General features: G+C 75.1%; 26 protein-coding genes. 4 read left to right on the plus strand and 22 right to left on the minus strand.

What is annotated here, in order from left to right:
- Nucleotides 1-41 precede the first annotated feature (41 nt).
- A complete protein-coding gene (locus GD880_RS20580) occupies nt 42-1,997 on the plus strand; it encodes a PspC domain-containing protein (protein ID WP_226909309.1) in 1,956 nt (651 codons plus the stop codon).
- Complete coding sequence (locus GD880_RS02240; RefSeq protein ID WP_152229979.1) at nt 1,994-2,647, plus strand: hypothetical protein; 654 nt, start codon at nt 1,994-1,996, stop codon at nt 2,645-2,647. Before GD880_RS20580 ends, GD880_RS02240 begins: the two co-directional genes overlap by 4 nt.
- A gap of 82 nt (nt 2,648-2,729) precedes the next feature.
- On the opposite strand, the gene GD880_RS02245 is transcribed toward GD880_RS02240, so the two are convergent.
- The 20 genes from GD880_RS02245 to GD880_RS02340 all read right to left on the minus strand — a co-directional run bounded on the left by GD880_RS02245 (nt 2,730) and on the right by GD880_RS02340 (nt 21,353).
- On the minus strand, nt 2,730-3,224 hold the full coding sequence (locus GD880_RS02245) for an aromatic ring-opening dioxygenase LigA (RefSeq protein WP_152229980.1): 495 nt from the start codon (nt 3,222-3,224) through the stop codon (nt 2,730-2,732).
- Between the two features lie 207 nt (nt 3,225-3,431).
- Nucleotides 3,432-3,929, minus strand: coding sequence for an aromatic ring-opening dioxygenase LigA (locus GD880_RS02250; protein ID WP_152229981.1), 498 nt, complete (start codon nt 3,927-3,929; stop codon nt 3,432-3,434).
- A gap of 266 nt (nt 3,930-4,195) precedes the next feature.
- Nucleotides 4,196-4,714 carry a hypothetical protein gene (locus tag GD880_RS02255; protein WP_152229982.1) on the minus strand — a complete coding sequence of 173 codons (519 nt, stop codon included), beginning with the start codon at nt 4,712-4,714 and terminating at the stop codon, nt 4,196-4,198.
- A gap of 17 nt (nt 4,715-4,731) precedes the next feature.
- A complete protein-coding gene (locus GD880_RS02260; RefSeq protein ID WP_152229983.1) occupies nt 4,732-5,163 on the minus strand; it encodes a hypothetical protein in 432 nt (143 codons plus the stop codon).
- 11 nt (nt 5,164-5,174) lie between these two features.
- The gene (locus tag GD880_RS02265; protein ID WP_152229984.1) at nt 5,175-6,611 is read right to left on the minus strand and encodes a hypothetical protein; all 1,437 of its coding nucleotides are present in this window, start codon (nt 6,609-6,611) and stop codon (nt 5,175-5,177) included.
- 211 nt (nt 6,612-6,822) lie between these two features.
- Nucleotides 6,823-8,094, minus strand: coding sequence for a glycosyltransferase family 4 protein (locus GD880_RS02270; protein WP_152229985.1), 1,272 nt, complete (start codon nt 8,092-8,094; stop codon nt 6,823-6,825).
- Nucleotides 8,091-9,707, minus strand: coding sequence for a glutamine-hydrolyzing GMP synthase (gene guaA / locus GD880_RS02275; protein ID WP_405002711.1), 1,617 nt, complete (start codon nt 9,705-9,707; stop codon nt 8,091-8,093). The genes GD880_RS02270 and guaA overlap by 4 nt, the downstream gene beginning before the upstream one ends.
- Before the next feature lie 56 nt (nt 9,708-9,763).
- Entirely contained in the window at nt 9,764-10,390 is a 627-nt protein-coding gene (locus GD880_RS02280; protein ID WP_193314319.1) for a hypothetical protein, read from the minus strand.
- Complete coding sequence (locus GD880_RS02285; RefSeq protein WP_152229987.1) at nt 10,387-11,466, minus strand: OmpA family protein; 1,080 nt, start codon at nt 11,464-11,466, stop codon at nt 10,387-10,389. The genes GD880_RS02280 and GD880_RS02285 overlap by 4 nt, the downstream gene beginning before the upstream one ends.
- 74 nt (nt 11,467-11,540) lie before the next feature.
- Nucleotides 11,541-12,209: a hypothetical protein gene (locus tag GD880_RS02290; RefSeq protein WP_152229988.1), complete on the minus strand. Its 669-nt coding sequence runs from the start codon at nt 12,207-12,209 to the stop codon at nt 11,541-11,543.
- A gap of 121 nt (nt 12,210-12,330) precedes the next feature.
- Nucleotides 12,331-12,534: a hypothetical protein gene (locus GD880_RS02295; protein WP_152229989.1), complete on the minus strand. Its 204-nt coding sequence runs from the start codon at nt 12,532-12,534 to the stop codon at nt 12,331-12,333.
- A gap of 192 nt (nt 12,535-12,726) precedes the next feature.
- The gene (locus tag GD880_RS02300) at nt 12,727-13,416 is read right to left on the minus strand and encodes a response regulator (RefSeq protein WP_152229990.1); all 690 of its coding nucleotides are present in this window, start codon (nt 13,414-13,416) and stop codon (nt 12,727-12,729) included.
- Nucleotides 13,409-14,572, minus strand: coding sequence for a sensor histidine kinase (locus GD880_RS02305; protein WP_152229991.1), 1,164 nt, complete (start codon nt 14,570-14,572; stop codon nt 13,409-13,411). The genes GD880_RS02300 and GD880_RS02305 overlap by 8 nt, the downstream gene beginning before the upstream one ends.
- Nucleotides 14,573-14,577: 5 nt before the next feature.
- Entirely contained in the window at nt 14,578-15,483 is a 906-nt protein-coding gene (locus GD880_RS02310; protein ID WP_152229992.1) for a type II secretion system F family protein, read from the minus strand.
- Nucleotides 15,480-16,409: a type II secretion system F family protein gene (locus tag GD880_RS02315; RefSeq protein WP_152229993.1), complete on the minus strand. Its 930-nt coding sequence runs from the start codon at nt 16,407-16,409 to the stop codon at nt 15,480-15,482. The genes GD880_RS02310 and GD880_RS02315 overlap by 4 nt, the downstream gene beginning before the upstream one ends.
- Nucleotides 16,406-17,833, minus strand: coding sequence for a CpaF family protein (locus GD880_RS02320; RefSeq protein WP_152229994.1), 1,428 nt, complete (start codon nt 17,831-17,833; stop codon nt 16,406-16,408). The genes GD880_RS02315 and GD880_RS02320 overlap by 4 nt, the downstream gene beginning before the upstream one ends.
- Nucleotides 17,830-18,219: a TadE/TadG family type IV pilus assembly protein gene (locus GD880_RS02325; RefSeq protein WP_152229995.1), complete on the minus strand. Its 390-nt coding sequence runs from the start codon at nt 18,217-18,219 to the stop codon at nt 17,830-17,832. Before GD880_RS02325 ends, GD880_RS02320 begins: the two co-directional genes overlap by 4 nt.
- Nucleotides 18,216-19,832, minus strand: coding sequence for an AAA family ATPase (locus GD880_RS02330; protein ID WP_152229996.1), 1,617 nt, complete (start codon nt 19,830-19,832; stop codon nt 18,216-18,218). The genes GD880_RS02325 and GD880_RS02330 overlap by 4 nt, the downstream gene beginning before the upstream one ends.
- 1 nt (nt 19,833) lies before the next feature.
- Entirely contained in the window at nt 19,834-20,562 is a 729-nt protein-coding gene (cpaB, locus tag GD880_RS02335; protein WP_152229997.1) for a Flp pilus assembly protein CpaB, read from the minus strand.
- A complete protein-coding gene (locus tag GD880_RS02340; RefSeq protein WP_152229998.1) occupies nt 20,559-21,353 on the minus strand; it encodes a zinc ribbon domain-containing protein in 795 nt (264 codons plus the stop codon). The genes cpaB and GD880_RS02340 overlap by 4 nt, the downstream gene beginning before the upstream one ends.
- 189 nt (nt 21,354-21,542) lie before the next feature.
- On the opposite strand from GD880_RS02340, the gene GD880_RS02345 reads away from it, so the two are divergent.
- The gene (locus GD880_RS02345) at nt 21,543-21,893 is read left to right on the plus strand and encodes a DUF192 domain-containing protein (protein WP_226909310.1); all 351 of its coding nucleotides are present in this window, start codon (nt 21,543-21,545) and stop codon (nt 21,891-21,893) included.
- Between the two features lie 55 nt (nt 21,894-21,948).
- On the opposite strand, the gene GD880_RS02350 is transcribed toward GD880_RS02345, so the two are convergent.
- The gene (locus GD880_RS02350) at nt 21,949-22,374 is read right to left on the minus strand and encodes a DUF3817 domain-containing protein (RefSeq protein WP_226909311.1); all 426 of its coding nucleotides are present in this window, start codon (nt 22,372-22,374) and stop codon (nt 21,949-21,951) included.
- Nucleotides 22,375-22,462: 88 nt separating this feature from the next.
- On the minus strand, nt 22,463-23,482 hold the full coding sequence (locus tag GD880_RS02355; RefSeq protein ID WP_152229999.1) for an SURF1 family protein: 1,020 nt from the start codon (nt 23,480-23,482) through the stop codon (nt 22,463-22,465).
- Nucleotides 23,483-23,696: 214 nt separating this feature from the next.
- On the opposite strand from GD880_RS02355, the gene GD880_RS02360 reads away from it, so the two are divergent.
- The gene (locus GD880_RS02360) at nt 23,697-26,204 is read left to right on the plus strand and encodes a phosphoketolase family protein (protein ID WP_152230000.1); all 2,508 of its coding nucleotides are present in this window, start codon (nt 23,697-23,699) and stop codon (nt 26,202-26,204) included.
- Nucleotides 26,205-26,244 lie beyond the last annotated feature (40 nt).

Here is a 26,244-nt window from a genome sequence, read left to right on the forward strand (position 1 = left end):
CCCGATGGTCGGGGCCCACCCGCGGACGGTTGGCTGGGAGCATGAACACCACTGACATGCCTTCCGGCGGCGAGCGCCCCGACGGCGCGGCCGGCCCGCAGGGTGCCGGCCCGTCCGGTCCACAGGGCGCGGGTGCGTCCGGCACCGGGCCCTCGGCCGGCGGTCCCGTCCCACCGGGCGCCGGGCCTTTCGGCGGCCCCGGCCCGTCCGGCCCGCCGCCCCGCTTCCGGTCGTCGAGCACCGCAAGCTTCTTCGACTCCCTCCGCCGCACCGGGATCTGGCGCGGCGAGGACCGCTGGATCGGCGGCGTCGCCGCCGGCATCGCCCGGCGCCTCGACGTCGACCCCCTGCTGGTGCGCGGCGTCCTCGTCGTCATGACGCTCTTCGGCGGGCTGGGCCTGCTGCTGTACGGCCTCGGCTGGGCCCTCCTGCCCGAGGAGTCGGACGGGCGCATCCACCTGCAGGAGGCGCTGCACGGCAACGTCGACGCCGCCCTCGCGGGGGCCGCCGCCTTCGTCGTCGTCGGCCTGTCTCGGCCCGGCACCTGGTGGGGCGACTGGTGGTGGTGGGGCGACGGGTTCTTCTGGTCCCTCGTCTCGCTCGCCACCGTCGCGCTCGTCGTCGTCGTCATCGTGGCCCTCGCCCGGCGCGGCAGCCACCGCCCGCCGCGCCCCACGCCGGACTGGTCCGGGCCGGCCGGCTTCGCCGGTCCGTCCCCTGCCGGCACCGGCCGCCCGGCGGGCGCGCCGCAGCCGGGTTGGGCGGGCACGCCGCCCCAGCCGGGCTGGGTGGGCAACACTCCGCCCGAGGGAGCGGGGCCGAGCGTCTCTGCGGCCGCCCCCGACACCGCGCGCCCACGGACCGCGGCCCAGCCGACCACGCCGCCTCCCGCCGCACCCCGGCCAGGCGAGCAGCCGGCCGACTGGCGCAGCACGGGCGGACCGGTGTGGTCCGGCGGCGCCGGCGCGGCGCCCGCCGCCCCCGGCGCGCCCCGTGGGCCACGCGGGCCGGTCTCGGGCGGCCAGGGCCCCTTCGGCCCGGGCGGGCCCTACCCCGTCGCCCAGCCGCCGGTCCCCCCGCGCCCGGTGACGCCGGGCCCGGGCCAGGCGGTGGTCGCCGTCGCCCAGCCGCCGGTCCCCCCGCGCCCGGTGACGCCGGGCCCGGGCCAGGCGGTGGTCGCCGTCGTCCTCGCGCTGTGCCTCATCGCCGTCGCGGCCCTGCTGCTCCTGGACCGGGTCAACGGGATCGGCTGGCAGCTCCCGCTGCTCATCGGCGGGGTGGTGCTCGGCCTGCTCGGCCTCGGGGTACTCCTCTCGGGCGCGCGGGGGCGCCGCGGCGGGGCGCTGTCCGTCCTCGGGATCCTGCTTGCCCTGCTCGTGGTGCCCGCCACCGCCGCCACCACGGCGCTGCCGGTCAACCTCCACTTCGGTCCGGGCGCGCGGGTGGGGACCATGGCCGTCGCGCCCCATACCGTGGAAGAGGCCGCCGGCGGCTACGACCTCGCGGCCGGCAACCTGGAGCTGGACCTGCGCCAGCTGCCCGCCGGCAGCGCCCTGACCGTCCCGGTCGACGTCGGGGCGGGCGACATCACCATCCGCGTGCCCGCCGGCTCGGCCGTCCGTGTCGAGGCCCAGGTGGGGGCGGGGAGCGTGGAGTCGCGCACCGGGCCGGGCTGGTCCTCCGACACCACCGGGTCCGTCTTCACCGAGGACAACGGCAGCCGGGTGCACAAGACCTGGGCCAACGGCCTCGGCCTCGACACCGCCCTGTCCTCGCCAGAGGCGCAGACCGGCAGCCCGGACATCGTCGTCAAGGTCGACGCCGGCGCGGGCCGCGTCTACGTGATCGAGGACGTCCCCGCCGCCACGACCCCACAGCCGACCGAGGCGCCGAGCGGCGCCGGCACGGGCGAGCCGACCGGCTCGGCCACCACCGGGGCCGCCGCGCTGGTCGGCCCGGGCGCGACCACCGTGCAGAACAAGGAGGAGCAGCGATGAGCACGCACGACACCCCCGGGCCCGACGACGTCGTCCGCCGGGAGCCGGCGGGGGAACCCACCGAGCGGACCGGCGAGAGCCCCGACGCGGCCACCCGCCGGGAGCCGGCGGGGGAACCCACCGAGCGCCTCACCGGGGTTACCGAGCGCCTAACCGGGGGTCCTGGCGCGCCGTCCGCCACTCAGGGCGACGCGACCCAGCCGCTGCCGCACGCAGGGGACGCAACCCAGCCGCTGGCACACGCAGGGGACGCGACCCAGCCGCTGCCACCCGGAGCGGACGCGCCCCGCCCGCTGCCGCCGGCCGAAGATGCGGCACACGCGCTGCCGGCCGAGGACCCCGCGCGCATGTCGGCCTCCCCGGCAGACGCCCCGTCCCTGTGGGCCACGGCGCGGGCCGACGCCGGAGCACCGCCGGTCTGGTCGGCGCGCACCGCCCCGGTCGAGCGCCCCCGCGGCCCCCGGTCGGGGACGCTCATCCTGGGCCTGGTGCTGGCGGTGTGCGGCGCGGCGGCCGTCGTCGTCGCCCTGGGCTACCGCATCGACCTGCAGCTCACGCTCATCGGCCTGCTGCTGCTCGCGGCGGTGACGCTGCTCTTGACGCCGCTGCTGCGGCGCGGCCGCGAGCGGGCTCCCGGCTCCCGGACCTGACGCGCAGCTCGGCCCCTTACCCCGGCAGGCCCCGTGGCTCGATCCGCGGGGCCTGCCGCATGCCCGCCGCCGGGCGGGGCGGTCAGACCGTGCCGGACGCAGCTGCGGCGGACGCGGGGGCGACCCTCGCGAGGTTGCCGAGCGCCCAGCCGATGAGGATCAACAGGATGCCCAGCCCGACCACGAGGGCCGCCATGCCGTAGGCGACGACCGAGGTGAACAGCGAGGCGCGCAGGAAGGAGGCGGTCATCACCGTGGTGCGCTGGGCCTGCAGCTGCTCGGCCTTGGCGGTGTCGCCGGCCTGCTGGGCGGCCGTCACCTCGTCGCCCAGCTGGGCGTAGGTCTTCCCGCCCGTGGCGTGCTCGGCGTGGGTGTTGATGATCTGTGCCTGGGCGAAGGCGGAGAACGGGCCGTTGACCCCGTCCCCGGCGAGCACCGGGGAGTCCTGCGCGACGACGATCTTCTGCTCGGACAGGTTCGAGGTGATCATCGCCCACGTCACCGCGCCGGCGACGATGAACAGGATGCCGGCAACGATCGCGATGATGCCGATCACCCGGGCGGGTCTGGTGCTCATGGCGGGTCCCTCCCCGGCACTGTGCACCGTGCCCGGCGCCCCGGTCGGCGCCGGGCACGGCTCCCTGCAGGAGGCAGTACACCGGAGCGGCCACGACGCCGCACGGCAGGAGCCCGGGCATCGGGCCGTCCGCGGCGCTCCAGGCGCCTCGATGACGAGCGAGGACCCCGCGGCGTGCCCGCGGGGTCCTCGGTGTGGTGTGTCAGGTCAGACCAACGCGGCCTCGCGCCGCTCCACGGCCACCGTCACCGGGGCGGCGACGCTGGTGAAGGCCCAGCCGACCAGGGTGAGGATCACGCCCAGGCCCATCACCAGGGCGGCCACCCCGTAGGCGATCACCGAGGTGAACAGCGAGGCCCGCAGGAACGACGCGTTCATCACCGTGGTGCGCTGGCCCTGCAGCTCCTCCGCCCTGGCCGTGTCCCCGGCCGCCTCGGCGGCCTTGACCTCCGCGCCCAGCTCGGCGTACGTCTTGCCCTCCGTGGCGTGCTTCGCGTGCTCGTTGATGATCTGCGCCTCCACGAAGGCCGAGAACGGGCCGTTGACCTCGTCCCCGGGCAGCATGCGCGAGTCCTCCGCCACGGTGATCTTCTGCTCGACCAGGTTCGAGGTGATCAACCCCCACGTCACGCCCCCGGCGAGAATGAAGACGATCCCGGCGACGATCGCGACGATCCCGGTGACCTTGGCGGGCTTGCTGTTCATGGCGGGTCCTTTCAGGACGCTGCGGCGGGCTCACCGCGAGCCCGGCTCCTCCGGCCTCGGACCCGGCACCGGTTGCGCCCGTCCGATTTCCACACCATGAACGTAGGTCCGCCGCGTCCGCGCCTTTTGCGACGTTGGTCCCGGGGCCCAAGGTCCCAGGCACGGCGGGGGGTTCCCGGGAGCCCGCCGTCGGGCGGCGGTCCTTGGCCCCGCCGTCGTGCGGCGGTCCTTGGCCCCGCCGTCAGGCGTTGGCCGGCGGGCCGCCATCAGGCGTCCGCGGGGCGCACCTCGATGCTGTCCTCGACGGCCTGCACCGTCGCGTCGTCCAGCTCGACCGCGCTGAGCGCGACGACGACCGTGCGCGCGGCGTCGGGGTCGTGCGCCACCCACGTGACGCCGTGGTAGCCGCCGTCGTCGTAGGTGAAGTCCCACCGCCACAGCTCCTGGCCGTCGCGGCCCTCGACCTCGGAGAACTTGTCGCCATCGTCGACGGGCCCGAAGGGCTGCTCGGCCCGCACCACGCTGAGGGTGCCCCGGGCGGGGTTGGTCCCGTACTCCGTGGCTGCGGCGAGCTGGAGCTGGGGGTCCTCCGCGGCGTCCTGGAGCACGACGTCGTAGGCGCCGGACTCGGCCTCGGGCACCGCGACGAGGCCCTTGGGCACGTCCACGGCGAGCCAGCCCTGCTCCAGCCGGGTGAAGCCGTCCGGCGTCCCGGACGTGCACCCGGCGAGCAGCGCCGCAGCCCCTACCGCCGCGGCCACCGCCCGTGCCACCTTGCCTGCCATCCGCCGGTTCTCCTCCGTCATCGTGCCTCGTAGCCCGTGCGGGCCGCCCGCGCGGACCGCCGCGGCGTGCCCGCGAGCCGCACCCGCCACCATCCCACGCCGAGCGAGGCGCCCGCTGCGAGGGCCACCACCACCGCGAGCGCTCCGACGCCCGGCGCCGTGGGCGCGTCCACGGTCAGCGCGGAGACCGCCAGCGCCGCCACGGTCACCGGCACGCCCGCGAGCAGCCAGGCCGCCGGGCGCCGCACGGTCGGGGCGGGGAGCAGCAGCACGGCGACGGCGGCGCTGAGGACCGGGAGCGCCACGATCGTCGCGAACCCCATGAGCAGGAGCGGTCCCAGGTCGCCGCCACCGAGCAGGGCACGGTAGGTCAGCTTGCTCAGCAGCACGACGACCAGCCAAGTCAGGGCTCCGGCGATCCAGGGCCGCACGTAGTTGCGCAGCGTCATCGGGTGCTCCTTCAGTCGATGGTGCAGGCGGACTCGGGAACCATCGGGCGGACGCCGTCCTGCGCGGGTGCGCCCAGGAAGCTGGCGTCCTGGATGGTCGCGGTCTTCTCCTCGTTGCCGAAGCTGGCACCGAGCTTGATGCCCAGGGCGAACTCCGCCCCGAAGGACCAGCCGTCCTCGACGTTGTCGTACACCCGCTCGCTGGTCCGGCCCTCCTGGTAGAGGAGGTTGGCGAACGGGTGGTCCGCGACGGGGCTGTCGGGCCGTTGGGCGTTGGCGGGCACGGCGACCGGCAGCCCGAAGGAGGCGTTCGAGTCCGCGGCCGTGACCCACTCCTCGACGATGTGGCGGTTGGCGTCGGTGACCTCGATCGTCGTGGTGACGACCGTGCGGGTGTTCGAGGCGTCGGTCATCCCGGCGCTGCCGCCCTGGTCGGTGACGGGCTGGACGCCCAGGGCGGCCTTGCTGCCACCGGCGCGCTCGGCCATGAACTCGATGGAAATCACCTCGCCGTCCTTGTTCTCGGTGATCTTGTAGGCGCCCTTCTGCTCGCCCCAGGCGGAGGCGTTCCCGACGACGAGATTTCCTCCGGCCTCGCCCGAGGCGGTGAAGGCGTACGTCCGCGACGTCTCCCCGGTCTTGTGGTTCTCCGTGACGACGTACTCGTCGGCGAGCTTGCCGTCGACGTACACCCCCAGGTTGGGGTCGATCTCCTGCGGCTCGGCGCCGTCCTTGCCCGGGATCGTGTCGCGCAGGCCGATCTTCCCGTTCCCGGAGATCTCGATGGTCTGGGTCCAGGAGGTCTGCTCCGGCTCCTGCGGCTTGTCGAGGTAGCCGTCGGTGAGCGAGAGGTACAGGTACATGCCACCGGACGTGTCGTTCTTGAGCGACATCTGCTGCGCCAGGTACGCGTTGAGGTCGGCCTCCATGGCCGTCCAGTCGTCCATGCTGTCGAAGTTCCACTGGGAGCCGTTCTTGAAGCTCAGCCCCGCGCCGAACGACACGTCACCGCCGATCCCGGAGTCCTTCCCGCCGAGGCTGGCCCCGAAGCCGCCCGACGCCCCCAGGCTTGCGCCGTCCGTCACCGTCACCTGCACGGTGCCGTCGGCGTTCTCCTGGACGATGAAGCCGGCGTCGTTGCCCAGCTCGAGGAAGGCGATCGTGATCTTGGCGTTGGTCTGGGTGGCCGTCTCCCGGATCGTGCAGACGGCCGGCAGGAAGTCGGCGTCGGTGGGGCCGCTCTCCTGGGGCTGGGCGACCGGCGTCCCCTCGCAGGGGCCCGACATGCCTACCGCGGTCGCGAGCACGCACAGCTGCTGCTGCAGCCGCGGCCCGTAGGTGGCGAAGCCGAGGACGGCCCCGCCGAACAGGAGCACGACGATGACCACGGTGCCGAGGTGCTCCAGCGTCGCAGCACCCCGCTCGCGCTCCCGCAGCAGCGCCCTCATGCTTCTCCCCCACGTCGGCCTGATGGTCTGCCACGACGCTAGGGGCGGTTACGGACGGGTCTTGGGGCCCGTGGGCCCAAGGAGGGCCCACCGGGGACCCGGGTCGGCGACTCGGCGGGGACGATCCGGCGCCGGGGAGCCGTCCGGGTGGTGCGGGGCGGCGGGGAGCCGGACGGCGGGTGGTGCCAGGCGGCGCGGGGCCGCCTGCGGCTCAGCGGCGCGCGCGGGCGCGGGCGCGGGCGTAGAGGGCGTCCGCGGCGGCGAGGACGTCGGCCCAGTCCGCCGCGGGGGCGACCCGCCGGTTGTGCGCGAGCAGCCCGGCGAGCAGCCCGTCCTCGCGGGCCAGTCGCACCAGCGCGGCCGCGAGCGCGGCGTCGGCGGCGCCGTCGTCCAACCCGTCCGCCCGGTCGGGGGTGAGGAGCCCGTCGACGCCGTCGCGGACGAACTCGCTGACCCCGGTCCCGCGTCCGGCGACGACGGCGAGCCCGGCGGCGCGCGCCTCGAGGGCGGCGATGCCGAAGGCCTCCAGGCGCGCCGGGGCGAGGAAGACGTGCTCGCCGCGGTACCGGCCGGCCAGCGCGGCCCGGGGCAGGCGGCCGGCGACCTCGACGACGTCGCCGAGGCCGCGGCGGGCGACCTCGGCGCGCACGGCCCGCTCGGCGGGCCCGGACCCGACGAGGGTGAGGTGGAGGCGGGGGCGGCCGGCGGCGTCGCGCCCGAGGCGCTCGTGCGCCGCCGCGATGACCCGCACCAGCGGCACGGGCCGCTTGCGCGGGGCCAGCCGCTGCGTGGCCACCACCCGCAGCGGGCCGGCGGGCGGCAGCGAGACGCCGGGCACCGAGGACCCACCGGCCGGCTGCGCGGCCGGGCCGGCCCCGTCGTCGTCCGGCCCGGCCGGCGGCGCCCAGGCGGCGACGTCCAGCCCGTTGGGCACGACGAGCACGTCGGCCGGGTCCACGGCGAGCACGCGCGCCACCCGCTCCCCCGCCACGGCGGAGACCGCGGAGAGGGCGACGGCGGCGCGGCGCCACCCCGCCAGCGCGGCGCCGGCCCGGTACAGCGGCACGACGCCATCGAGCATGCAGTGCCAGGTGACCGCCAGGGGCAGGCCGAGGCGGCGGGCCGCCCGGGCGCCGGCGTGGGCGAACGGGGAGACCACCCCGGCGTGCACGTGCACGATGTCGGGCCGCAGCTCGCGCAGGGCCCGCCGCAGCAGCAGCCCCTCGAGCGGGTGCACCGGGACCCCGAAGGTCAGCGGCGTGGCCAGCCGGTGGACCGTGGGACCGCCCGGCTCGGCGGCCGCGCCGTGACCGCTCCCGCCGGGGTGCCCGACGCCGGCCGCCGCCGCGCCGGTGGCGGTGAGCACGTGCACGTCGTGGCCGGCGCGGGCCTGGCGCACCGCGAGGTCGTGCACCTGGGTCTCGATCCCGCCCACCCGTGGCGGGTAGCAGTCGGAGACGTGGACGACGCGGAGCCGGCTCACTCCCACTCGATGGTCGCGGGCGGCTTGGAGGTCACGTCGAGGACGACCCGGTTGATCTCCGGCACGGCGTTGGTGATCCGCGTGGAGATCGTCGCCAGGACGTCGTACGGCACCCGGGACCAGTCCGCGGTCATGGCGTCCTCGGAGGAGACCGGGCGCAGCACCACCGGGTGGCCGTAGGTGCGCCCGTCGCCCTGCACGCCGACGGAGCGAACGTCGGCGAGCAGGACCACCGGGCACTGCCAGATGTCGCGGTCGAGCCCGGCCTTGCTCAGCTCCTCGCGGGCGATGGCGTCCGCCGCCCGCAGGATCTCCAGCCGCCCGGCGGTGACCTCGCCGATGATGCGGATGCCCAGGCCGGGGCCGGGGAAGGGCTGGCGCCACACGATCTGCTCGGGCACGCCGAGCTCGAGGCCGACGGCCCGGACCTCGTCCTTGAACAGCGTGCGCAGCGGCTCCACCAGCTCGAACTGCAGGTCCTCGGGCAGGCCACCGACGTTGTGGTGGGACTTGATGTTCGCCGCGCCCTCGCCGCCGCCGGACTCGACGACGTCGGGGTACAGCGTGCCCTGGACGAGGTACTTCACGTCGCCCGCGCCGTCGCCGGCCTCGGCGACGATCTCGCGCGCGGCGTGCTCGAAGGCGCGGATGAACTCCCGGCCGATGATCTTGCGCTTGGTCTCGGGGTCGGTCACACCCTTGAGCGCGTCGAGGAAGGTCTGCGAGGCGTCGACCACCTTGAGGTTGACGCCCGTGGCGGCCACGAAGTCCTTCTCCACCTGCTCGGCCTCGCCGGCGCGCAGCAGCCCGTGGTCGACGAAGACGCAGGTGAGCTGGTCCCCCACGGCCCGGTGGACGAGCGCGGCGGCCACGGAGGAGTCCACGCCGCCGGACAGCCCGCAGATCACGCGGTCCTGGCCGACCTGGGCGCGGATGGCCTCGACCTGCTCGGCGATGACGTTGCCGGGCGTCCACGTCGGCTCCAGGCGGGCGCCGTCGTAGAGGAAGCGCTCGAGGGCCTCCTGGCCGAGCACCGAGTGCTTGACCTCGGGGTGCCACTGCATGCCGTACAGGCGCCGGTCGGGGTCCTCGAACGCCGCGACCGGGGAGCCCTCGGAGGTGGCCAGCACCTGGAAGCCCTCGGGGGCGGCCTGGACGGCGTCGCCGTGGGACATCCACACCGTCTGCTGGGTGGGCGAGCCGGCGAGGAGCTCGCCGGCGGCCTGGAGCTGGACCACCGTGGAGCCGTACTCGCGGGAGCCGGTCTGGGCCACCCGGCCGCCGAGCGCGCGGGCCATCGACTGGAAGCCGTAGCAGATGCCGAGCACCGGCACCCCGGCCTCGAACAGCGCCGGGTCCGTGCTCGGGGCGTCGTCGGCGTACACCGACGCCGGGCCGCCGGAGAGGATGATCGCCGCCGGGTCCTTGGCGAGCATCGCGTCCACGCTCATCGTGTGCGGGACGATCTCGGAGTACACGTGCGCCTCGCGCACGCGCCGGGCGATCAGCTGGGCGTACTGGGCGCCGTAGTCGACGACGAGCACGGGGCGCTCGGTGCCGGCGGGCGCCTCGGGCTCGGTCGTCGTGGGCCGGGGCAGGTCTGAGGTGCTCACCGGCCCAGGATAGGCGGCGGACGAACGCCCGGCGCCGGGCGTCCGTGCGCCGGGCGTCACTTTCCGCCCTGCTCCGCGGTGCGGGTGACCGGGACGTCGCTCAGCTCGGGGAAGCCCGGCACGTAGACGGTCGCGGTCTGCGCCGCAGGGTCGAGCGGCGGGTACGTGGCGTACAGGTGCACGCCGTCGGTGTCGATCGTCTTCGGGTGCGCGGAGCACAGGCAGAACGAGGCCTCGTCGCTCTCCGCGCCGTCCTCGTACCCCAGGTAGGGCGCGTACGTCGTGCCGGACGCCGGGTCGCCGATCTTGACGTCCCGGACGTCCGCCGTGAGCGGGGTGAGGGCGTTGAAGGCCTGCAGCGACACCGACTCCTCCCCGCTGGTGGCGTAGAGGGTGAAGCGCAGGAGCGTGCTCTCCGGGCCGGCGGTGACGGCCTCGACCGTGATGCGCGCCGGCGTGCGACCCGAGCCGTTGTCGACGATCTCCCCGTCGGCCTCCGCGATCGGCTCCGCGGCGTCGGCGGCGCCGAAGATCGCGCCGGTGACCTCCTCGACCGTGCGCTCGGGGGTCTGGGCGGCCGTCGGGCTCGCCGTGCCGGCGCCGCCGTCCGCCTCGGCGGACCCGGTGCACCCGGCCAGCAGCAGCACCGCGGCCACGCCCGTGACGACCCGTCGCATCCTCATCGCTCCTCGCTCACCTGGTAGACCACCGTCACCCGCCGGTTGGCCGCGCGGCCCTCCTCGGTGGAGTTGTCGGCCACGGGCTCGGACGGTCCCCGGCCCGCGACGGCGAGGGTGACGCCGGCGTCCTGGACGACCGGGGCGAGCAGGTCGGCGACGGCCTGGGCCCGCTGCTCCGAGAGTGCCTGGTTGTCCACCGCGCCCCGCACGGAGTCGGTGTGCCCGGTCACGGCGACCTCGCCCACGCCGCGGGCGGCGATGTCGCGGGCGATCTCCTCCACCCGGGCCCTAGCCTCGGCCGAGACCTCCGCGGAGTCGACGGCGAAGAGGACGTCGGCGTCGAAGGTCACCTCGACCTGGTCGGGGCTCTCCGCTACGGCGGCCGTCCCGGCCTGGTCCTCGCTGCGGGCCACCAGGTCGAAGGTGACGGCGGCGGGGTCGGCGGCGGCGATCTGGCCGGCCGAGGGCAGCTTCGGCCAGCCCTCGCCGAGGACCGTGAACGACTCGCCCACCGCCGGCTCCAGCGGCCCGTTCTCGACCGGCACGCTGGAGGCGGTGACGCCCCACTCGAACTGCAGGTCGACGGAGGTGGTGCCCGCCGGCAGCTCGGGGAACACCGCGAAGAACGTGACGAGCTGACCGGGCTCGGCCTCCATGCCGATGGTGCTCGAGGTGAGGGCGACGTCGCCGTGCAGCGGCCGGTAGGCCGTCAGCGTGCTCGTGTCGACGAGGGCGAGGTTGGCGACGTCGTTGAGGCGGTAGGGCGAGGGTGCCGGCTCGAACGCGGTCGTGCCGGCGAAGTGGTCGGCCTGTCCCTCGGCCACCCCGACCGAGAAGTAGACGGCCGTGCCGCCGTCGACGCGCCGGACGCCGTGCACGGCGCCGGTCACCTCGGGGTTCGCGGCGAGGAAGAACGACGGGTAGCTGAACGTCGCACGCACCGGGATCTCCGGGGAGCCGAGCTCGTCGGCCGGCGCCGGGGTCTGCGCGGTCGCGGGCAGGCCCGCGGCCAGCACGGCGAGGCCGACGCCAAGACCCGCCGCGCGCACGGCGCGGCGGCGGTGGGGCCCGATCTCCATGGACGATCCCTTCGAGTGGTTCTGTCCGGACAAGTCCGATTAAAGCCGGTGCGCGGCGGACGTGCCCCGGCCGCTCACGCGACGAGGCGCGGCAGGAGAGGTTCGCGGAGCGCGTCGCGGAGGGCGCCGGCGAGGTCCGTGAGGTCCTCGCCCTGCCAGCTCAGGACGCCGGCGCAGGTGAACGCGTAGAGCGTGGGCGCGGGCGACGGCTCCGGCGTCGCCTCCTCCCCCTCCGGGGTCGGCGACGGCGTCGGAGGGGGCTCGGGGGCCTCCTCGCCGAGCCGGCAGGCGCCCAGGTCGAGCCCGTTGCCGAGCTGGGCGACCGCCCGGGCCTCGACGGGGCTGGTGCCGGCGGCGCCCGGCTCGTTCAGGCGCACCCGGACCTCTACCCGGCGGCCGGACCGGTCGTACTCGCGGAGCGAGGCGCCGTTGCGGCCCGCCATGGTCGCGGCCGCCGTCGCGTCGCCCGTGGTGCCCGGCAGGAGGTCGAGCAGGCTGTCGCCCGGTCGCAGCGAGACCACGCCCCGCAGGAGGTGGTCACGCAGGTGCTCGGCGCCGCCCAGGGCGGCGGCGTCGGCGGCCGTCTGCGCCCGCGAGCTCTGCTCGGTGCCGCTGAGCAGGGGCAGGACGGCGAGGAAGACGAGCGCCAGCGCGCCGAACGCGCCCAGCAGGATCAGGCCCGCCGTCGCGGCGCCGCGGTCGGCGACCCGGCCGCCGAGGCGGCGCCGGACGACGTCGAGCACTGTGCTTCCCTCCTGCCGGGCGTAGCCCGGCCGTGCCCGCCGCGCGGTGCGCGCCGAAGGCGGCGCCCCCCTGCGGCGCCTCCTTGCGTCCATGGCGCGGCGGCCGGGGCCGCCGAGGGTCTCAGCCGGCGTTGCCGATCTTGTCGAGCTGGGTCGTGATCTTCTCGCCGAGGTTGAAGCTGTTGAACGCGGTCACGGCCGCGACAACGAGAATGGCGACGATGACGACGACGCCGAGGTACTCGAGGGTGCCCTGACCGGCGTCGCGGCGGTCGAGCAGCTCCTGCAGGCGGACCTTGGCGCGCACGTAGAGTCGGGTGGACATGTCTGCTCCTTCATCTGCTGCCTGGGTGGTCGAGCCGGACGGCTCGCCCCGACAGCCCTCACGCTAGGAAGCGCGGCGGCGAAACCGTGGGGCCCACGGGCCCAACGCCGGGCCCAACCCCGCCCGGCCCCCGCCGTGCGGGGCCCAGGCCCGTCCCGCCGCGCCGGCCCGGGCCCGCCCCACCGCCGGACGTCACGCCCCGGACAGCCACCACGCGATCGCCTCCGCCCGGGTGCGCACCCCCAGGCCGGCGAAGATCCGGTTGACATGGTTCTTGACGGTCTTCTCCGACAGGAACAGCTGCCGGGCGATCTCCCCGTTCGTCTTGCCCTCCGCGATGGCGTCCATGACCTCCCGCTGCCGCTCGCTCAGGCAGTTCTCCGGCCGCCGCGGCGCGGCGGGCTCGCGCTCCCGGGCCCGGGCGGTCCGCAGCGCCTGGGCGGCCGGTGGAGAGAGCAGGAACGCGCCGCGCGCGACCGCCAGGATGCTGGCCTCGAGCTCGCCGCTGTCGAACTGGCCGTGCACCAGGTACCCGCCGGCGCCCGCCTCGACGGCGGCCTCGACCACGTCGGGGGCCTCGGAGTAGGTGAGCATGAGCACCTTGGTCCACTGCGACACCTCGCGGGCGACGGCCACCCCGTCCCGGCGCGGCATGCGCACGTCGAGGAGCACCACGTCCGGCAGGGTGGCCCGCACCAGGTCCACCGCGGCCTCGCCGTCGCCGGCCTCGCCGACGAAGCGCAGCGTGTCGGAGGCCTCGACCAGCGCCCTCAGCCCCATGCGGATCACCGCGTTGTCGTCGACGATCGCCACGCCCACCTGGGCGCGCCACAGCGCCGCCGGGTCGGACTCCGGCGGGACCAGCTCGCTCACCTCAGTCATCGTGCCCTTCCTCTCGGCAGACCACCCGCACCCGCGTGCCCTCGCCGGCCGCGGAGACGATCGTCAGCTCGGCGCCGACCAGGCGCGCCCGCTCATGCATGCCCGTCAGCCCGTAGTGCCCGCGCGGGCTCGTCCCGTCGGGCCGGGGGCAGAACCCGCGGCCGTCGTCGGCCACGAGCACCTCGATGGCGCCGTCGTCCCGGCGCGCCAGCTCCACCTGCACCCGGGACGCCGCCGCGTGCCGCGCCACGTTCTCCAGCGCCTCCCCGACGATCGCGACCACCTCGTACCGCGCGTCGGTGCTCAGGTCGACGACGCAGCGGTGCGTGAACGAGCAGGGCACCTCCTGGGCGGCCTCCCAGCGGGCGCACATCTCGTGCAGCACCTCGGCCAGGGGCCGGTCGGGCTGGTCCATGCGGGCCATGGTCACGATCTGGCGGGTCTCGGCGGCGGCCTGCCGGGCGCCGTCGGCGAGGGCGGCGGCGTACTGCCGCGCCCTGTCGACGTCCTTGTCGATCCACTGCGGCAGCCCGTCGGCGAGCAGGGAGATCCCGTGGAGGGACTTGCCCAGGGAGTCGTGCAGCTCGCGGGCCAGCCGGGCCCGCTCCTCGGCGGCCGCGCGGGCGGTGCTCTCGGCCGCGGCCGCCGCGGCCAGCCGGGCCTGCCGGGCGTAGGACCCGCGGGCGGCCATGCCGAGCGCGAGCATGGACAGGAACAGGGTGGGGACGCCGAGCACCCCCATGAAGGACGGCTCCGGGTCCAGGGTCGCCTCCGAGGCCAGCACGTAGAGCGCGACCAGCATGACCCCGAGGAGCGCGGCGAGGCGCCGCTCGAACAGCACGCCGTACATCAGCGCGGTCGACAGCGTGGCGAGCACCACCGGCGAGGTGGTCCCCACCATCGCCAGCACCGCGAAGACCATGACCGAGTCGGCGACGACGGCGAGGGGGTGCCGGGCGACGAGGTCACGCACCCCCGGGACGGCCAGGGCCACGAAGGTCTCCAGGCTGAGCACGACCACGGCGACCAGCGCGGCCGGCCCGGCGCCGTCGACGACCAGCCACACGAGCGCGGCGCCCAGGCTGGCCAGGCGGGCCAGCAGGGCGGCGCGCACCATCGTCCCGGCGTGGCGGTGCAGTGGCTCGCTGGTGCTCACCGGTCTCACCCGCCCAGGAAGGCGCCGAAGTCGACGTCGGAGCCCACGATGAAGCCGACGATGATGAAGATCAGGGCGCCGGGCAGGAGGACGACGGAGGTCACCAGGCTCACCCGCGGCGCGGTCTGGGCGGCCTTGCGGCGCTGGCGCTGGGCGCTGTCGCGGCGCATGTCCGCGGCGATCTGGTTGAGGGACTCCGCCAGCGGGGCGCCGAGCTCCTGGGACTGCAGCAGGGCGGAGACGAAGTGGCCCACGCTCTCCGAGCCGCTGCGCCCGCGCATGGCCTGGAAGGCGTCGCGCAGCGGCAGGCCGTTGGCGATCTGGGAGATGGTGAGGTTGACCTCGTCGGCCAGGGGGCCCTTGAACCGCTCGGCGACGCGCACCAGCGCGGCACGGAAGCTCACCCCGGCGCTGACGGTGACGGCGAGGATGTCAAGGAAGTCCGGCAGGTCCCGGTCGATCCGCTCGCGGCGGCGGCGCTGGGCCCCGGCCAGGCTCCCCAGCGGCATGAGGACCGGGACGGTCAGCGACAGCAGCGCGATGGGCACGTTGCCCATCGCCAGGAGCAGCAGCGCGAGGGGGGTGACGAGGATGACCCACAGCGCCGTCCGCTCGAGGAACCCGTCGACCGTGAGCCCGCCGGGCCGGCCCGCCTCCTCGATCCGCGTGCTCAGCGCCTCGACCTGGCGGCGGGTGAGCAGGCGCCGCAGCCGCGGCGCGAGGGCGGCCGCCAGGCGCCGCAGCGGCGAGACGCCCTCGGCCCGCCGGCGCTGCTCACGGCGCAGGAGCACGAGGTCCTCGGCGTCCAGGTGGCTGGCGGGGTCGGTGCGCAGGAGGCGGTAGCCGACCAGGAACAGCAGCGCCGCCGCCGCGCCGGCGCCGGCGAGGGCAAGGGCGAGGGCGGCGCTCATCCGTCGAACCGCGTCATGCGGCGGATCGCGACGAACCCGCCCACGAACAGCGCCCCGCCGACGACGAGGGCGGCCTGGCCCACGAGCTCGCGGGTCATGGCCTGGACCGTGCCGGGCTGGAGCAGGTTGAGCAGGAACAGCAGCCCGACGCCCAGGACGATCACGAGGTATCCCGTCGCGGTCGACTGGGCCAGGGTGGTGCGCACCTCTCGGCGCACCTCCTTGCGCTCGTCGAGGGTGTCGGCGATGTCGCGGAGGGAGGACACGAGCGACCCGCCGCTGCGGGCGCTGACCACCAGCGTGGAGACGAGGACGGAGACCTCCCGGGAGGGCAGCCGCTCCTCCAGCTCGGCGACGGCGGTCTGCAGGCTCGCCCCGAAGTGCATGCGGGAGGCCACCCGGGCCAGCTCCGGCCCCGCGGGCGCGGCCAGCTCGCGGGAGGCCCGCTCCAGCGCCGTGGCGATGGAGAGCCCGGCGTTCGTCGCGTTCGACAGCACCCGGGCGAGCTCGGGCATCTGGGCGACGAACTGCTCCCGGCGGCGCTCCCGCGCCCGGCCGATGTAGGCGCGGATGCCCAGCACGAACGCCCCCACGCCGCCGAGGCCGAAGATCGGGGCCAGCCCGGCGCCGAGCACCCAGCCCACCGCGCCGGCGGCGCCCAGCGCCACGGCGACGACGACGATGACCGGCCGGTCCTGCATGCCGGCGAGCATGAGCTGGCGCTCGAGCCAGCGCCCGGGCCGGGTGGCGCGCACGGCGCGGTCGAGCCGGGCGACCAGCGTGCGGCCGGCGCGGCCGTCCGCGGTCGCGACGGCCTCGGCGAGGGCGCGGCGCCGGTTCGAGGCGAGGGCGAGGTCGCGCAGGCCCGCCAGCAGGAGCACCGTGGCGGCGAGCACCCCGAGGAGGACGAGCAGCACCGTCGTCATGGCCGCGCTCCGGCGGGCTCGGTCAGCGGCGGCGGGGGCGGCGGTCCGGCGTCGACGACAGGACGGGCGCCGACGTCGACCACGGGACGGGGCCGGCCGTCGTCGTCGAGCTCGCCGGCCACCCGGAGGCGGTCGAGGAGCTGCTCGGGCACCGGCAGCTGGACGAAGGCGCCGATCCGGCCGTCCGCGCCCACCCGCTCGGGGTCCCAGTACATGACCGGCGCGATGGCGAAGTCCTCGCGGTTGCGGGAGGTGACACAGCCGACCTCGGTGACCCGGCGGGTGCCGTCGGAGCCGCGGGTGAGCTGGAGGACCACGTCGATGGCGTTGTTGACCTGGTCGCGCAGCGCGTGGAAGGGGATCTCGATGTCGCTCATCGAGGCCAGCGTCTCGAGGCGGTTGAGCGCGTCGTAGCTGGTGTTGGCGTGCACGGTGGCCAGGGAGCCCTCGTGGCCGGTGTTCATCGCCTGGAGCATGTCGAGCGCCTCGCCGCCGCGGACCTCGCCGACGATGATGCGGTCCGGGCGCATGCGCAGGGCGTTGCGCACCAGGTCGCGGATGGTGACCTGGCCGTGGCCCTCGACGTTGGCCGGCCGGGTCTCCAGGCGCACCACGTGCTCCTGGGACAGGGACAGCTCGGCGGCGTCCTCGATGGTGATGATGCGCTGCTTGGGCTGGATGAACGCCGACAGCGCGTTGAGCATCGTGGTCTTGCCCGAGGCGGTCCCGCCCGAGACGATGACGTTGAGCCGGGCCCGCACGCACGCCGCCAGCAGGTTGGCCGTGGCGACGTCGAGGCTCTGGCGGGCGAGGAGCTCGTCGAGGCCGTAGGCCTTGGGGAAGAGCCGGATGGTCATCGTCGGCCCGTCCAGCGCCAGGGGCGGGAGGACCACGTGGACGCGGGCGCCGCGCGGCATGCGCTCGTCCGGGGGCAGGCGGGCGTCGACCATGGGGCTGGACTCGTCCACGCGCCGGTTGACGGTGGACACGATCCGGTCGATGGTCTGGCGCAGCTGCGCCTCGGAGGCGAACGCGTTCGCGGTGCGCTCGAGCTGGCCGAACCGCTCGACGTAGATGGTGCCGTGGCCGTTGACCATGATCTCGCTGACGGTCTCGTCGGCGATCAGCGGCTCGAGGACGCCCAGGCCGATGGACTCGTCCACGACCCGCCGGATGAGGGCGTTGCGCTCCCGGGTGGTGAGGATGACGCCCTCGGTGGAGACCAGGTGCGCGACGACCCGCTCGAGGCGGATGCGCCGCTGGGCCAGCTCGAGGCGGCCGAGCTCGTACAGGTCGACCTCGTCGAGCAGCTTGCGCTTGAAGCTCTCGACGAGCCCGTCGTCGAGCTCCTGCTTGGCCAGGGAGAGGTCGGCGCGGGTGCGGCCACCGGCGCCGGCCCCCGCCCAGTCGCTGAAGCCCCTCATGGCATGACCGCCGTGCGGGTGACCCGCAGCTCCGGGATGAACGGCGCCATGCGCGGGACGTCGAGGACGAGCCGGACCTTCCCGCCCGTGCCGGAGAGCTCGCGGGGCGTGAGGGTGCCGGGCAGCGAGCGGTCCACGGCCGCGGCCACCGACCCGCCCAGGCTCGCGGCTCGGGCGCCGTCGCGCACGGCCTGGTTGGCGGCGTGCACCGTGTAGACGCCCGCGAGGACCTGCAGCGTGGCGAGGGCCACGAGCACGACGACCGGGAGGACGCCGAGCATCTCGAGGGCGGCCGAGCCGCGCTCGGACCCGGCGCCGCGCAGCCGTCGACGCCGGGGCGCCGCGACGGCCGGCCGGTGCACGGCGGTGACGCGGGGGCCGCTCACGGCCGGGGCTCCTTCACGACGTTGCGGCTGACCTCGACCTCCCAGGGCAGTCGCGCCAGGCCCGGGGCGGCGAGGGGCACGTCGACCCGGACGGTGACCTTCTCCGAGGCGGGGGCGTAGGAGACGGCGGCCGCGTCGGCGACGCCCGCGGGCAGCTCGGCCACCGCCGCGCGCTCGATGACTCCGCCGTCGCGCTCGCCCAGGGCCACGGTGCGCGCGGCCGCCGCGGCGGCGTGCCCGGTCCACACGTAGGTCAGGCCCGCCATGCCGAGCTGCCACAGCACGGCGAGGACGAGCAGCGCGACGGGCAGGACGCCGAGCAGCTCGACGCTCGCCGAGCCCTCCTCGCGCCGGCGCCGCAGCCCGGCCCCCTGCCGGCGGCGGCCGCGCCGGGTCGACGGCGCCCCGCCGTCGGCCTCCGCGGGCGGCGACGGCTCCTCGCGGCGCCGCTCGAGCGCGGCCAGGACGCCGAGGGCGGAGCCGACCTCGCGCAGCCGCTCCCACCACTTCTTGTCGTCGACGAGCTCGGGTGCGCGGGAGTTCACCGCCTTCTCCAGGCTCCGGGTGATCTCCGGCAGGACCGCGGGCAGCAGGGGCGCGGGCGAGAGCTGGCGCAGCGTCTCCGGCTGCACCTCCTGCGCGCGGCTGTGCTTGTTGACCAGGACCCGCACGTCGGCGGGCTTGCGGGCGGCCAGGGACTCCCAGAAGGCGACGTTGCGGCGCAGCGCCCGCACGCTGATGAGGTCGGGGGTGACGACGGCGACCACCTCGTCGGCCAGCTCCACCACCGCGGCCTGCACCGGGGTGACGTGGGCGCCGGCGTCGATGACGACGAGGTCGAACTGCTGGCGCAGCAGGGCCATGATCAGCCGCACCGCGGCGGGGGTGACCCACTCGACGTCGCGGATGTCCTCCGGCGGCAGCAGCAGGGACAGCCCGGACTCGTGCTCGAAGACGGCGTCCAGGACCGTGTGCGCGGACAGGTCGTCGGCGACCTTGGCCAGGTCGGCGACCGAGGTGCGGTACTTCGCCTCGATGAGGCTGGTGACGTCGCCCTTCTCCAGGTCGAGGTCGACCAGCAGGACCTTGAGGCCCGGGGTCTGCCGGCGCACGTCCCAGGCCAGGTGGGTGGCGATCGTCGTCGTGCCGACCCCGCCCTTGGTGCCGGTGACGGCGACCACCCGGCCGCGCGAGCCGTCCGTGGCCGCGTCCTCCCCCGCGGTGGTCAGCATGCGCCGCAGGTGGCGGGACCACTCGATGGCCCCCATGACCCGCTGCTGGACCTCGGTGAAGGAGAACGGGTGGGTGAGCACGCCGCGGGCGCCGGCGTTCATGGCGTCGGAGATGGACTCGGCGCTGCCGTCGACCACCATGAGCACGACCGAGGCGGGCCGGCGCAGGGACAGGTCGCGCACCGCCTGGTGGACGGGCTCGGGGCCGAGGGCGTCGTGGACGACGACGAGCTGGGGGTCGCGCTCGATCACCGTGCGCACGAGCTCGCTGGTGCTCTCGGCGACGGCGAGCAGCTCGACGTCGGCCGCCTCGCCGAGCTGGGCGCGGATCGCGGCGGCCATGGTCTGGTCGGCGCAGCCGATCACCACCTGGGTGGCCATGTCAGTTCACCCCTTCCGGGATCGGCTGGCCGCCGAGCTGCCCGGCGTCGTAGCGGTCCTGCTCGCCGGTGCGGTCCTCGGCGGTGCCGGCGGGCAGGCCCACGAGGCGGACCTCGGCGGCGAAGGCGTCGGCGTAGGTGACGGCGAGGGCGTCGTTGGGCTCCAGGGCGAGCGTGACGGGGATGACCTGCTGCTCCCCCAGCGCGGCGCCGTCCTCCTGGACGACGGTCCGCTCGCCGGCGACGGTGACCACCCGCACGCTGCGCACGAGGACCCGCACCTGCTGGGGCAGGCCGGGCACGTCGGCGAAGACGGCGTAGATGTCGACGAAGTCGCCCGGCTCCACCCGCCCGGCGATGCCGGTGACGGCGTCGACCTCGATGGCGATCTCGCGCTCGGTGGGGCTGAGGTCGGACGGCGGGACGAGCATGTCGGCGGTGACCATCGTGCCCTCGGCGAGGGCGACGCCGACCCGGCGGTCGACCAGGTCCTCGAGGGGTACCTGGGCCGAGTCGGAGAGCCACCGGGTGGGCACCTCGTCCTCGACGAGGGCGTCCGGGGTGAGGGTGGCGTAGGCCGGCAGCGGCCCGGAGGCGCGATAGACGGTGGTGGTGGGGCCGACGGCGCTCGCCACGCTCGAGAGGTACTGCAAGACGACGAGGAACACCCCGCCGGCCACGAGCACCGCCAGGAGCATGAAGAGGACGCCGCGGCGCTGACGGGGGTTCATGCCTCAGCTCCTGCGTGTGCGGTCTCGGCCCGGCGGACCCGGCAGTAGGGGCAGAACCCCGCGGGGACCTCTGCGCCGCACGCCGGGCACGCGACGTGCGGGCCGGGCGCCGGCGGGCCGACGGTCTCGGGAAGGGCGACCAGCTCGACGGCGCCGGGGCCGAACCGCGCCGCGGCCGGCCGGTCGAACCCGGCCACGGCGGTGACGTCCGCCGCGCCGGAGCGGTCCTGGGCGAGGTCGCGCGCCGCGGCCGGCAGGGCGCCCTCGGAGTGGAGCAGGTGCCCGCGCCGGCCGGCCGCCGCGGCACGCGCCGACGTCACCCGCTCCACCCGGGGCTCGCCGGTGAGGGTGACGAGGTAGCCGCCCGGCACGGGCAGCCAGGAGCGCAGGTGCTGGGCGAGGCTCGGGGCGGGGTGGTCCAGCCGGGCGACCTTCGGCACCCAGGCGCCGTTCCACAGGGCGGCCACGGCGGCGTCCAACACGGCCGGGGCGAGGCCGACGCTCGCGGCGTTCTGGGCGGTGTACCGCGCGGCGGCGACCAGGGCGAGCGGGCCGAGCAGCGTGGCGCGCCAGGCGACGGCCAGGCCCAGGTCCGCGGCGAGGGCCGCGTGGTGGCGCACGGCGAGCTCGTGGCGGCGCTCGCCTAATACGACGGCGTGGGTCGCTCCGGTGGCGAGGTCGGCCCAGGGGGTGGCATCGTCGGGATCGAGGCGCACGACCGCGACGTCGGTGCGGGTCAGGTCCTGCTGGGGAGCGTCGGCACAGAGCACCCCCAGAACCAGTCGCCCCATCCGACCCCTCCCCCTGTGCAGCGGCGCGCGTGGGCCGCGGCCCCACTGCCCCCGTGGCGCCGGACGAACAATGTCCCAAATGACGCGGTTTCGCAAATCTGCGACGGTTTTCAACCAATCGGGGCAGTACTTGTCCGCTACCGTGGCGGCGTCCGGTCACCCGGATCACCGACCGGGAGGGGGAGCGCCGTGCCGCAGCTGGAGGACCTGGTCGTGGACGGGCGCTCGGTGGCCCGGATCGAGGTCGCGGCCACCTTCACGAGCCGGCTGCGCGGGCTCATGCTGCGCCGTCGGCTGCCGGAGGGTCTGCTGCTGGCGCCGGAGCGGTCGGTGCACGGGGCGGGGATGCGCGAGCCGCTCGACGTCGCGCTGCTCGGCGCGGACGGGACGGTGCTGCGCACCGTGGTGCTGCACCCGTGGCGCGCCACCGGCCCCGCCCCCGGCGCCCGCGCGGTGCTGGAGGCGCCGGTGGGCGCGTTCGCCCGCTGGGGCGTGCGCGCGGGCGCGCAGGTCCGGGTGGGAGCGTGGCCGGGCCCGTGACGGTCTCGGGGTGGGCGGGCGTCGGCCGGCGCGGGGCGTCAGCCGGCGCGGGGCCTCAGCCGGCGCGGGTCGCGGCGCGCGCCGCCGCGCGGGCACGCAGGGCGGGCAGGTCCGCCGCGAACCACCGCTTGGCGCGGGTCTCCATGATGAAGGACAGCGCGGGCACCACCCCACCCGCGACCATCGCGACGATGCGGCCGAAGCCCCAGCGCATGGTCGACCAGAGGTTGAACACCGTGACGATGTAGATCACGTAGATCCAGCCGTGCACGATCGCCACCCAGGTGCCGAGCACCGGCTGCCCGCCGTTGAAGCCGTACTTGAGCACCATCTCCAGGCACAGCACGAGGAGCATCGTGCCGGTGACGAAGGCCATGACGCGGTAGGCGTTGAAGGCGCTGCGGCTCCTGCGCTCGAGGGCGGCGGCCGCGGCGTCGGCGGGGCTCTGCTGGGTGGTCTGCGGCACGTCCGGGCTCGTCACGTCTGGTCCTCTCGGTCGGTCGGTTCTCAGTCTCTCACCGTCCGCGGGCGGTGAGCGGGCGGGCCCGCCCGGCGGGCCGGCGGGCCGCTCAGGCCAGCCCGGCGTCCTCGCGGCGGTAGGTGACCTCGTCGCGGACCATGCGCCACCACAGGAACAGGGCGAAGCCGCCGAAGATCACCCACTCGACGGCGTAGGCGAGGTTCTGGATGTTCAGCCCGGTCTCCTGGGCCATGGCCGGCGGCGGGGCATGCCGCAGCCCGCTCGGCGCCACGGCGGCCCGGGTGCCGTCGGGGTTCTCGGTGAACTCCACCAGGTAGCCGCTGAAGGTGGGCCCGCCCCAGAGGTTCGCGAGCTGGGCCGAGCTGATGGCGCCGACCATGCCTTGCGGGTAGGCGGTCGACACGGCGGCCTCGGAGGCGCCCAGGTGACCGGTGACCCGCTGCTCGCCGTCGGGCACGGCCAGCAGCGCGGCGGTGGCGGCGTCGGCGGGCGCCGCCCGCCCGTCGGTGCCGACGGTGTCCGCCGGGACCCAGCCGCGCACCACGGGGAGCATGGCGCCGGCGTCCGGGCCCTTGGTCACCCACAGCGCGGTGACGACCAGGGTGGCGGGGTGACCGTCCACCTCCCGGCCCGGGACGAGGACCTGCTGGTCGGGCCGGTAGGTGCCGGTCACCTCGACCGTCCGGGCCAGCTCATCGGCGGTGAAGGTCGTCTGGGGGTGCAGGACGTCGGCCAGCGGCACCGGGTCGGCGGCGAGGGTCGCGGCGTGGGCGGCCTCGGCCTTCGCCGCGCCGCGGATCGCCGCGCGGTCCAGCTGCCACGCGCCCAGCCGCACGCACACCACCGCGGCGGCGAGCAGGAGGACGAAGAGGCCGATGAGGCGGGGGGTCAGGGCCGCCCGCAGGTAGTCCGACCGCTCCCCTGTCATGCGCCCGCGCCGCGGCGAACCGTGGGGGCCGGGCACGGGCGCGTCCTCGGTCACGGCGCCGTCGGGCACGGGCGCGTCATCGGTCACGGCACCGTCGGGCACGGGCGCGTCCTCGGTCACGGCACCGTCGGGCACGGGCGCGGCGGGGCCGGGACGGCCGGCGACGGGGCGTGGGTCCACGGGCCCAGAGTACGTGGCCGCCCGGGTGCCTCGCGGTTGTGGGTGTTCCCACAGATCCCCGAACTTCCGCGGAAATCCGCCCTCCAGGGGGCGCAGGAACGGAACAGATGGGAGACACTGGCGAGGTCGGAATGAGGCCTCGACAGGCCCGGGGGCGCGGTCACGCACGGGCTCCGGGTCGTGTCAGGTGAGACCTATCGAGGAGATCCGAGACATGAGCACCACGACCACCGCCGGCGCCGCCACCAGTGCCTGGCGTCACCGCGCGGAGAGCACCACGGCCCCGCTGGACGACGAGACGCTGGAGCGTGTCGACGCCTGGTGGCGAGCGGCCAACTACCTCTCGGTCGGCCAGATCTATCTGCTGAACAACCCGCTGCTGCGCACCCCGCTGAGCCGCGACGACGTCAAGCCGCGCCTGCTGGGCCACTGGGGCACCACGCCCGGGCTGAACTTCCTCTACGCCCACATGAACCGCGCCATCTCCGAGCGCGAGCTCAGCGCCATGTACATCACCGGTCCCGGCCACGGCGGCCCGGGCCTCGTGGCCAACACCTACCTCGAGGGCACCTACACCGAGACCTACCCCGACATCACCCAGGACGAGGAGGGCATGCGCCGGCTGTTCAAGCAGTTCTCCTTCCCCGGCGGCATCCCCTCCCACGTGGCCCCGGAGACCCCCGGCTCCATCCACGAGGGCGGCGAGCTCGGCTACGCCCTCTCCCACGCCTACGGCGCCGCGTTCGACAACCCCGACCTGCTCGTCTTCGCCGTCGTCGGCGACGGCGAGGCGGAGACCGGCCCGCTCGCCACGTCCTGGCACTCCAACAAGTTCGTCGACCCGGCGAAGGACGGCGTGGTCCTGCCGATCCTGCACCTCAACGGGTACAAGATCGCCAACCCCACCGTCCTGGCCCGCATCCCCGAGGAGGAGCTGGCCGACCTCATGCGCGGCTACGGCCACAAGCCGCACTTCTTCGAGGGCGGCTTCGAGGGCGACACCCCCGCCGCCTTCCACCGCCGCTTCGCCGAGCTGCTCGACGTCGTCCTGGACGAGATCGCCGACATCAAGGCCAAGGCCGCGACCACGCCCGAGGACCAGCTCGAGCGCCCGCAGTGGCCGATGATCGTCTTCAAGAGCCCCAAGGGCTGGACCGGCCCGAAGGAGATCGACGGCAAGCGCACCGAGAACTCCTGGCGCTCGCACCAGGTGCCGCTGGCCAACGCCCGCGACACCGCCGAGCACCTCAAGGACCTCGAGACGTGGCTGAAGAGCTACCGCGCCGAGGAGCTGTTCGACGAGTCGGGCAAGCTCAAGCCGGAGATCGCCGCGCTGGCCCCCACCGGGTTCCTGCGCATGAGCGCCAACCCCGTGACCAACGGCGGGCTGGTCCTCAAGGACCTGCGCATGCCCGACTGGCGCGACTTCGCCGTCGACGTCCAGACCCCGGGCGCGCCGATGGCCGAGGCCACCCGCGTGCTGGGCAAGTTCCTCACCGAGGTGATCCGCCTCAACCCCGACAACTTCCGCATCTTCGGTCCCGACGAGACCGCCTCGAACCGCCTGCAGGCCGTCTACGAGGTCACCAACAAGCAGTGGAACGCCGAGTACCTGCCCACCGACGACGACGACCACCTCGCCCGGGCCGGCCGCGTCATGGAGATGCTCTCCGAGCACCAGTGCCAGGGCTGGCTGGAGGGCTACCTGCTCACCGGCCGGCACGGCCTGATGAACTCGTACGAGGCGTTCATCCACATCGTCGACTCGATGTTCAACCAGCACGCCAAGTGGCTGAAGGTCACCGACCACATCCCGTGGCGCCGGCCCATCGCGTCCCTCAACTACCTGCTGTCCTCGCACGTGTGGCGTCAGGACCACAACGGCTTCTCCCACCAGGACCCCGGCTTCATCGACCACGTGGTCAACAAGAAGGCCGACATCATCCGGGTGTACCTGCCGCCGGACACCAACACCCTGCTCGCCACCTACGACCACGTGCTGCGCTCGAAGCAGTACGTCAACGTGGTCGTCGCCGGCAAGCAGCCCGCGCCGAGCTTCCTCAGCATGGACGAGGCGATCAAGCACTGCGCCCGCGGCCTGGGCATCTGGGACTGGGCGGGCACCGAGGTCGAGGGCGAGGCGCCCGACGTCGTCCTCGGCTGCGCCGGTGACGTGCCCACGCTGGAGATTCTCGCCGCCGCCGACCTGCTGCGCCGGTTCATCCCCGAGCTGAAGGTCCGCGTGGTCAACGTCGTCGACCTCATGCGGCTGCAGGACGAGAAGGAGCACCCGCACGGCCTGAGCGACCGCGCCTTCGACACGATCTTCACCACGGACAAGCCCGTCGTGTTCGCCTACCACGGCTACCCGTGGCTCATCCACCGCCTCACCTACCGCCGGCACGGCCACTCGAACATCCACGTGCGCGGCTACAAGGAGGAGGGCACCACCACCACGCCGTTCGACATGGTCATGCTCAACGACCTCGACCGCTACCACCTGGTCATGGACGTCATCGACCGGGTGCCGGGCCTGGGCGAGAAGTACGGCCCGCTGCGCCAGAAGATGATGGACGCCCGGCTCGAGGCCCGGATGTACACCCGCGAGCACGGCGAGGACATCCCGCGCGTCGCCGACTGGGTCTGGCCCGACGTCGGCGAGACCGCCACCGCCGAGGGCGGCCCGGCCGCCAGCATCGACACCGGCGGGGACAACGAGTAACGCCCACCGCGGGCACCGCGCGGGGGCGGGTGGGCCTTCG

The organism is Georgenia ruanii, from assembly GCF_009193175.1.
Classification (GTDB): domain Bacteria; phylum Actinomycetota; class Actinomycetes; order Actinomycetales; family Actinomycetaceae; genus Georgenia; species Georgenia ruanii.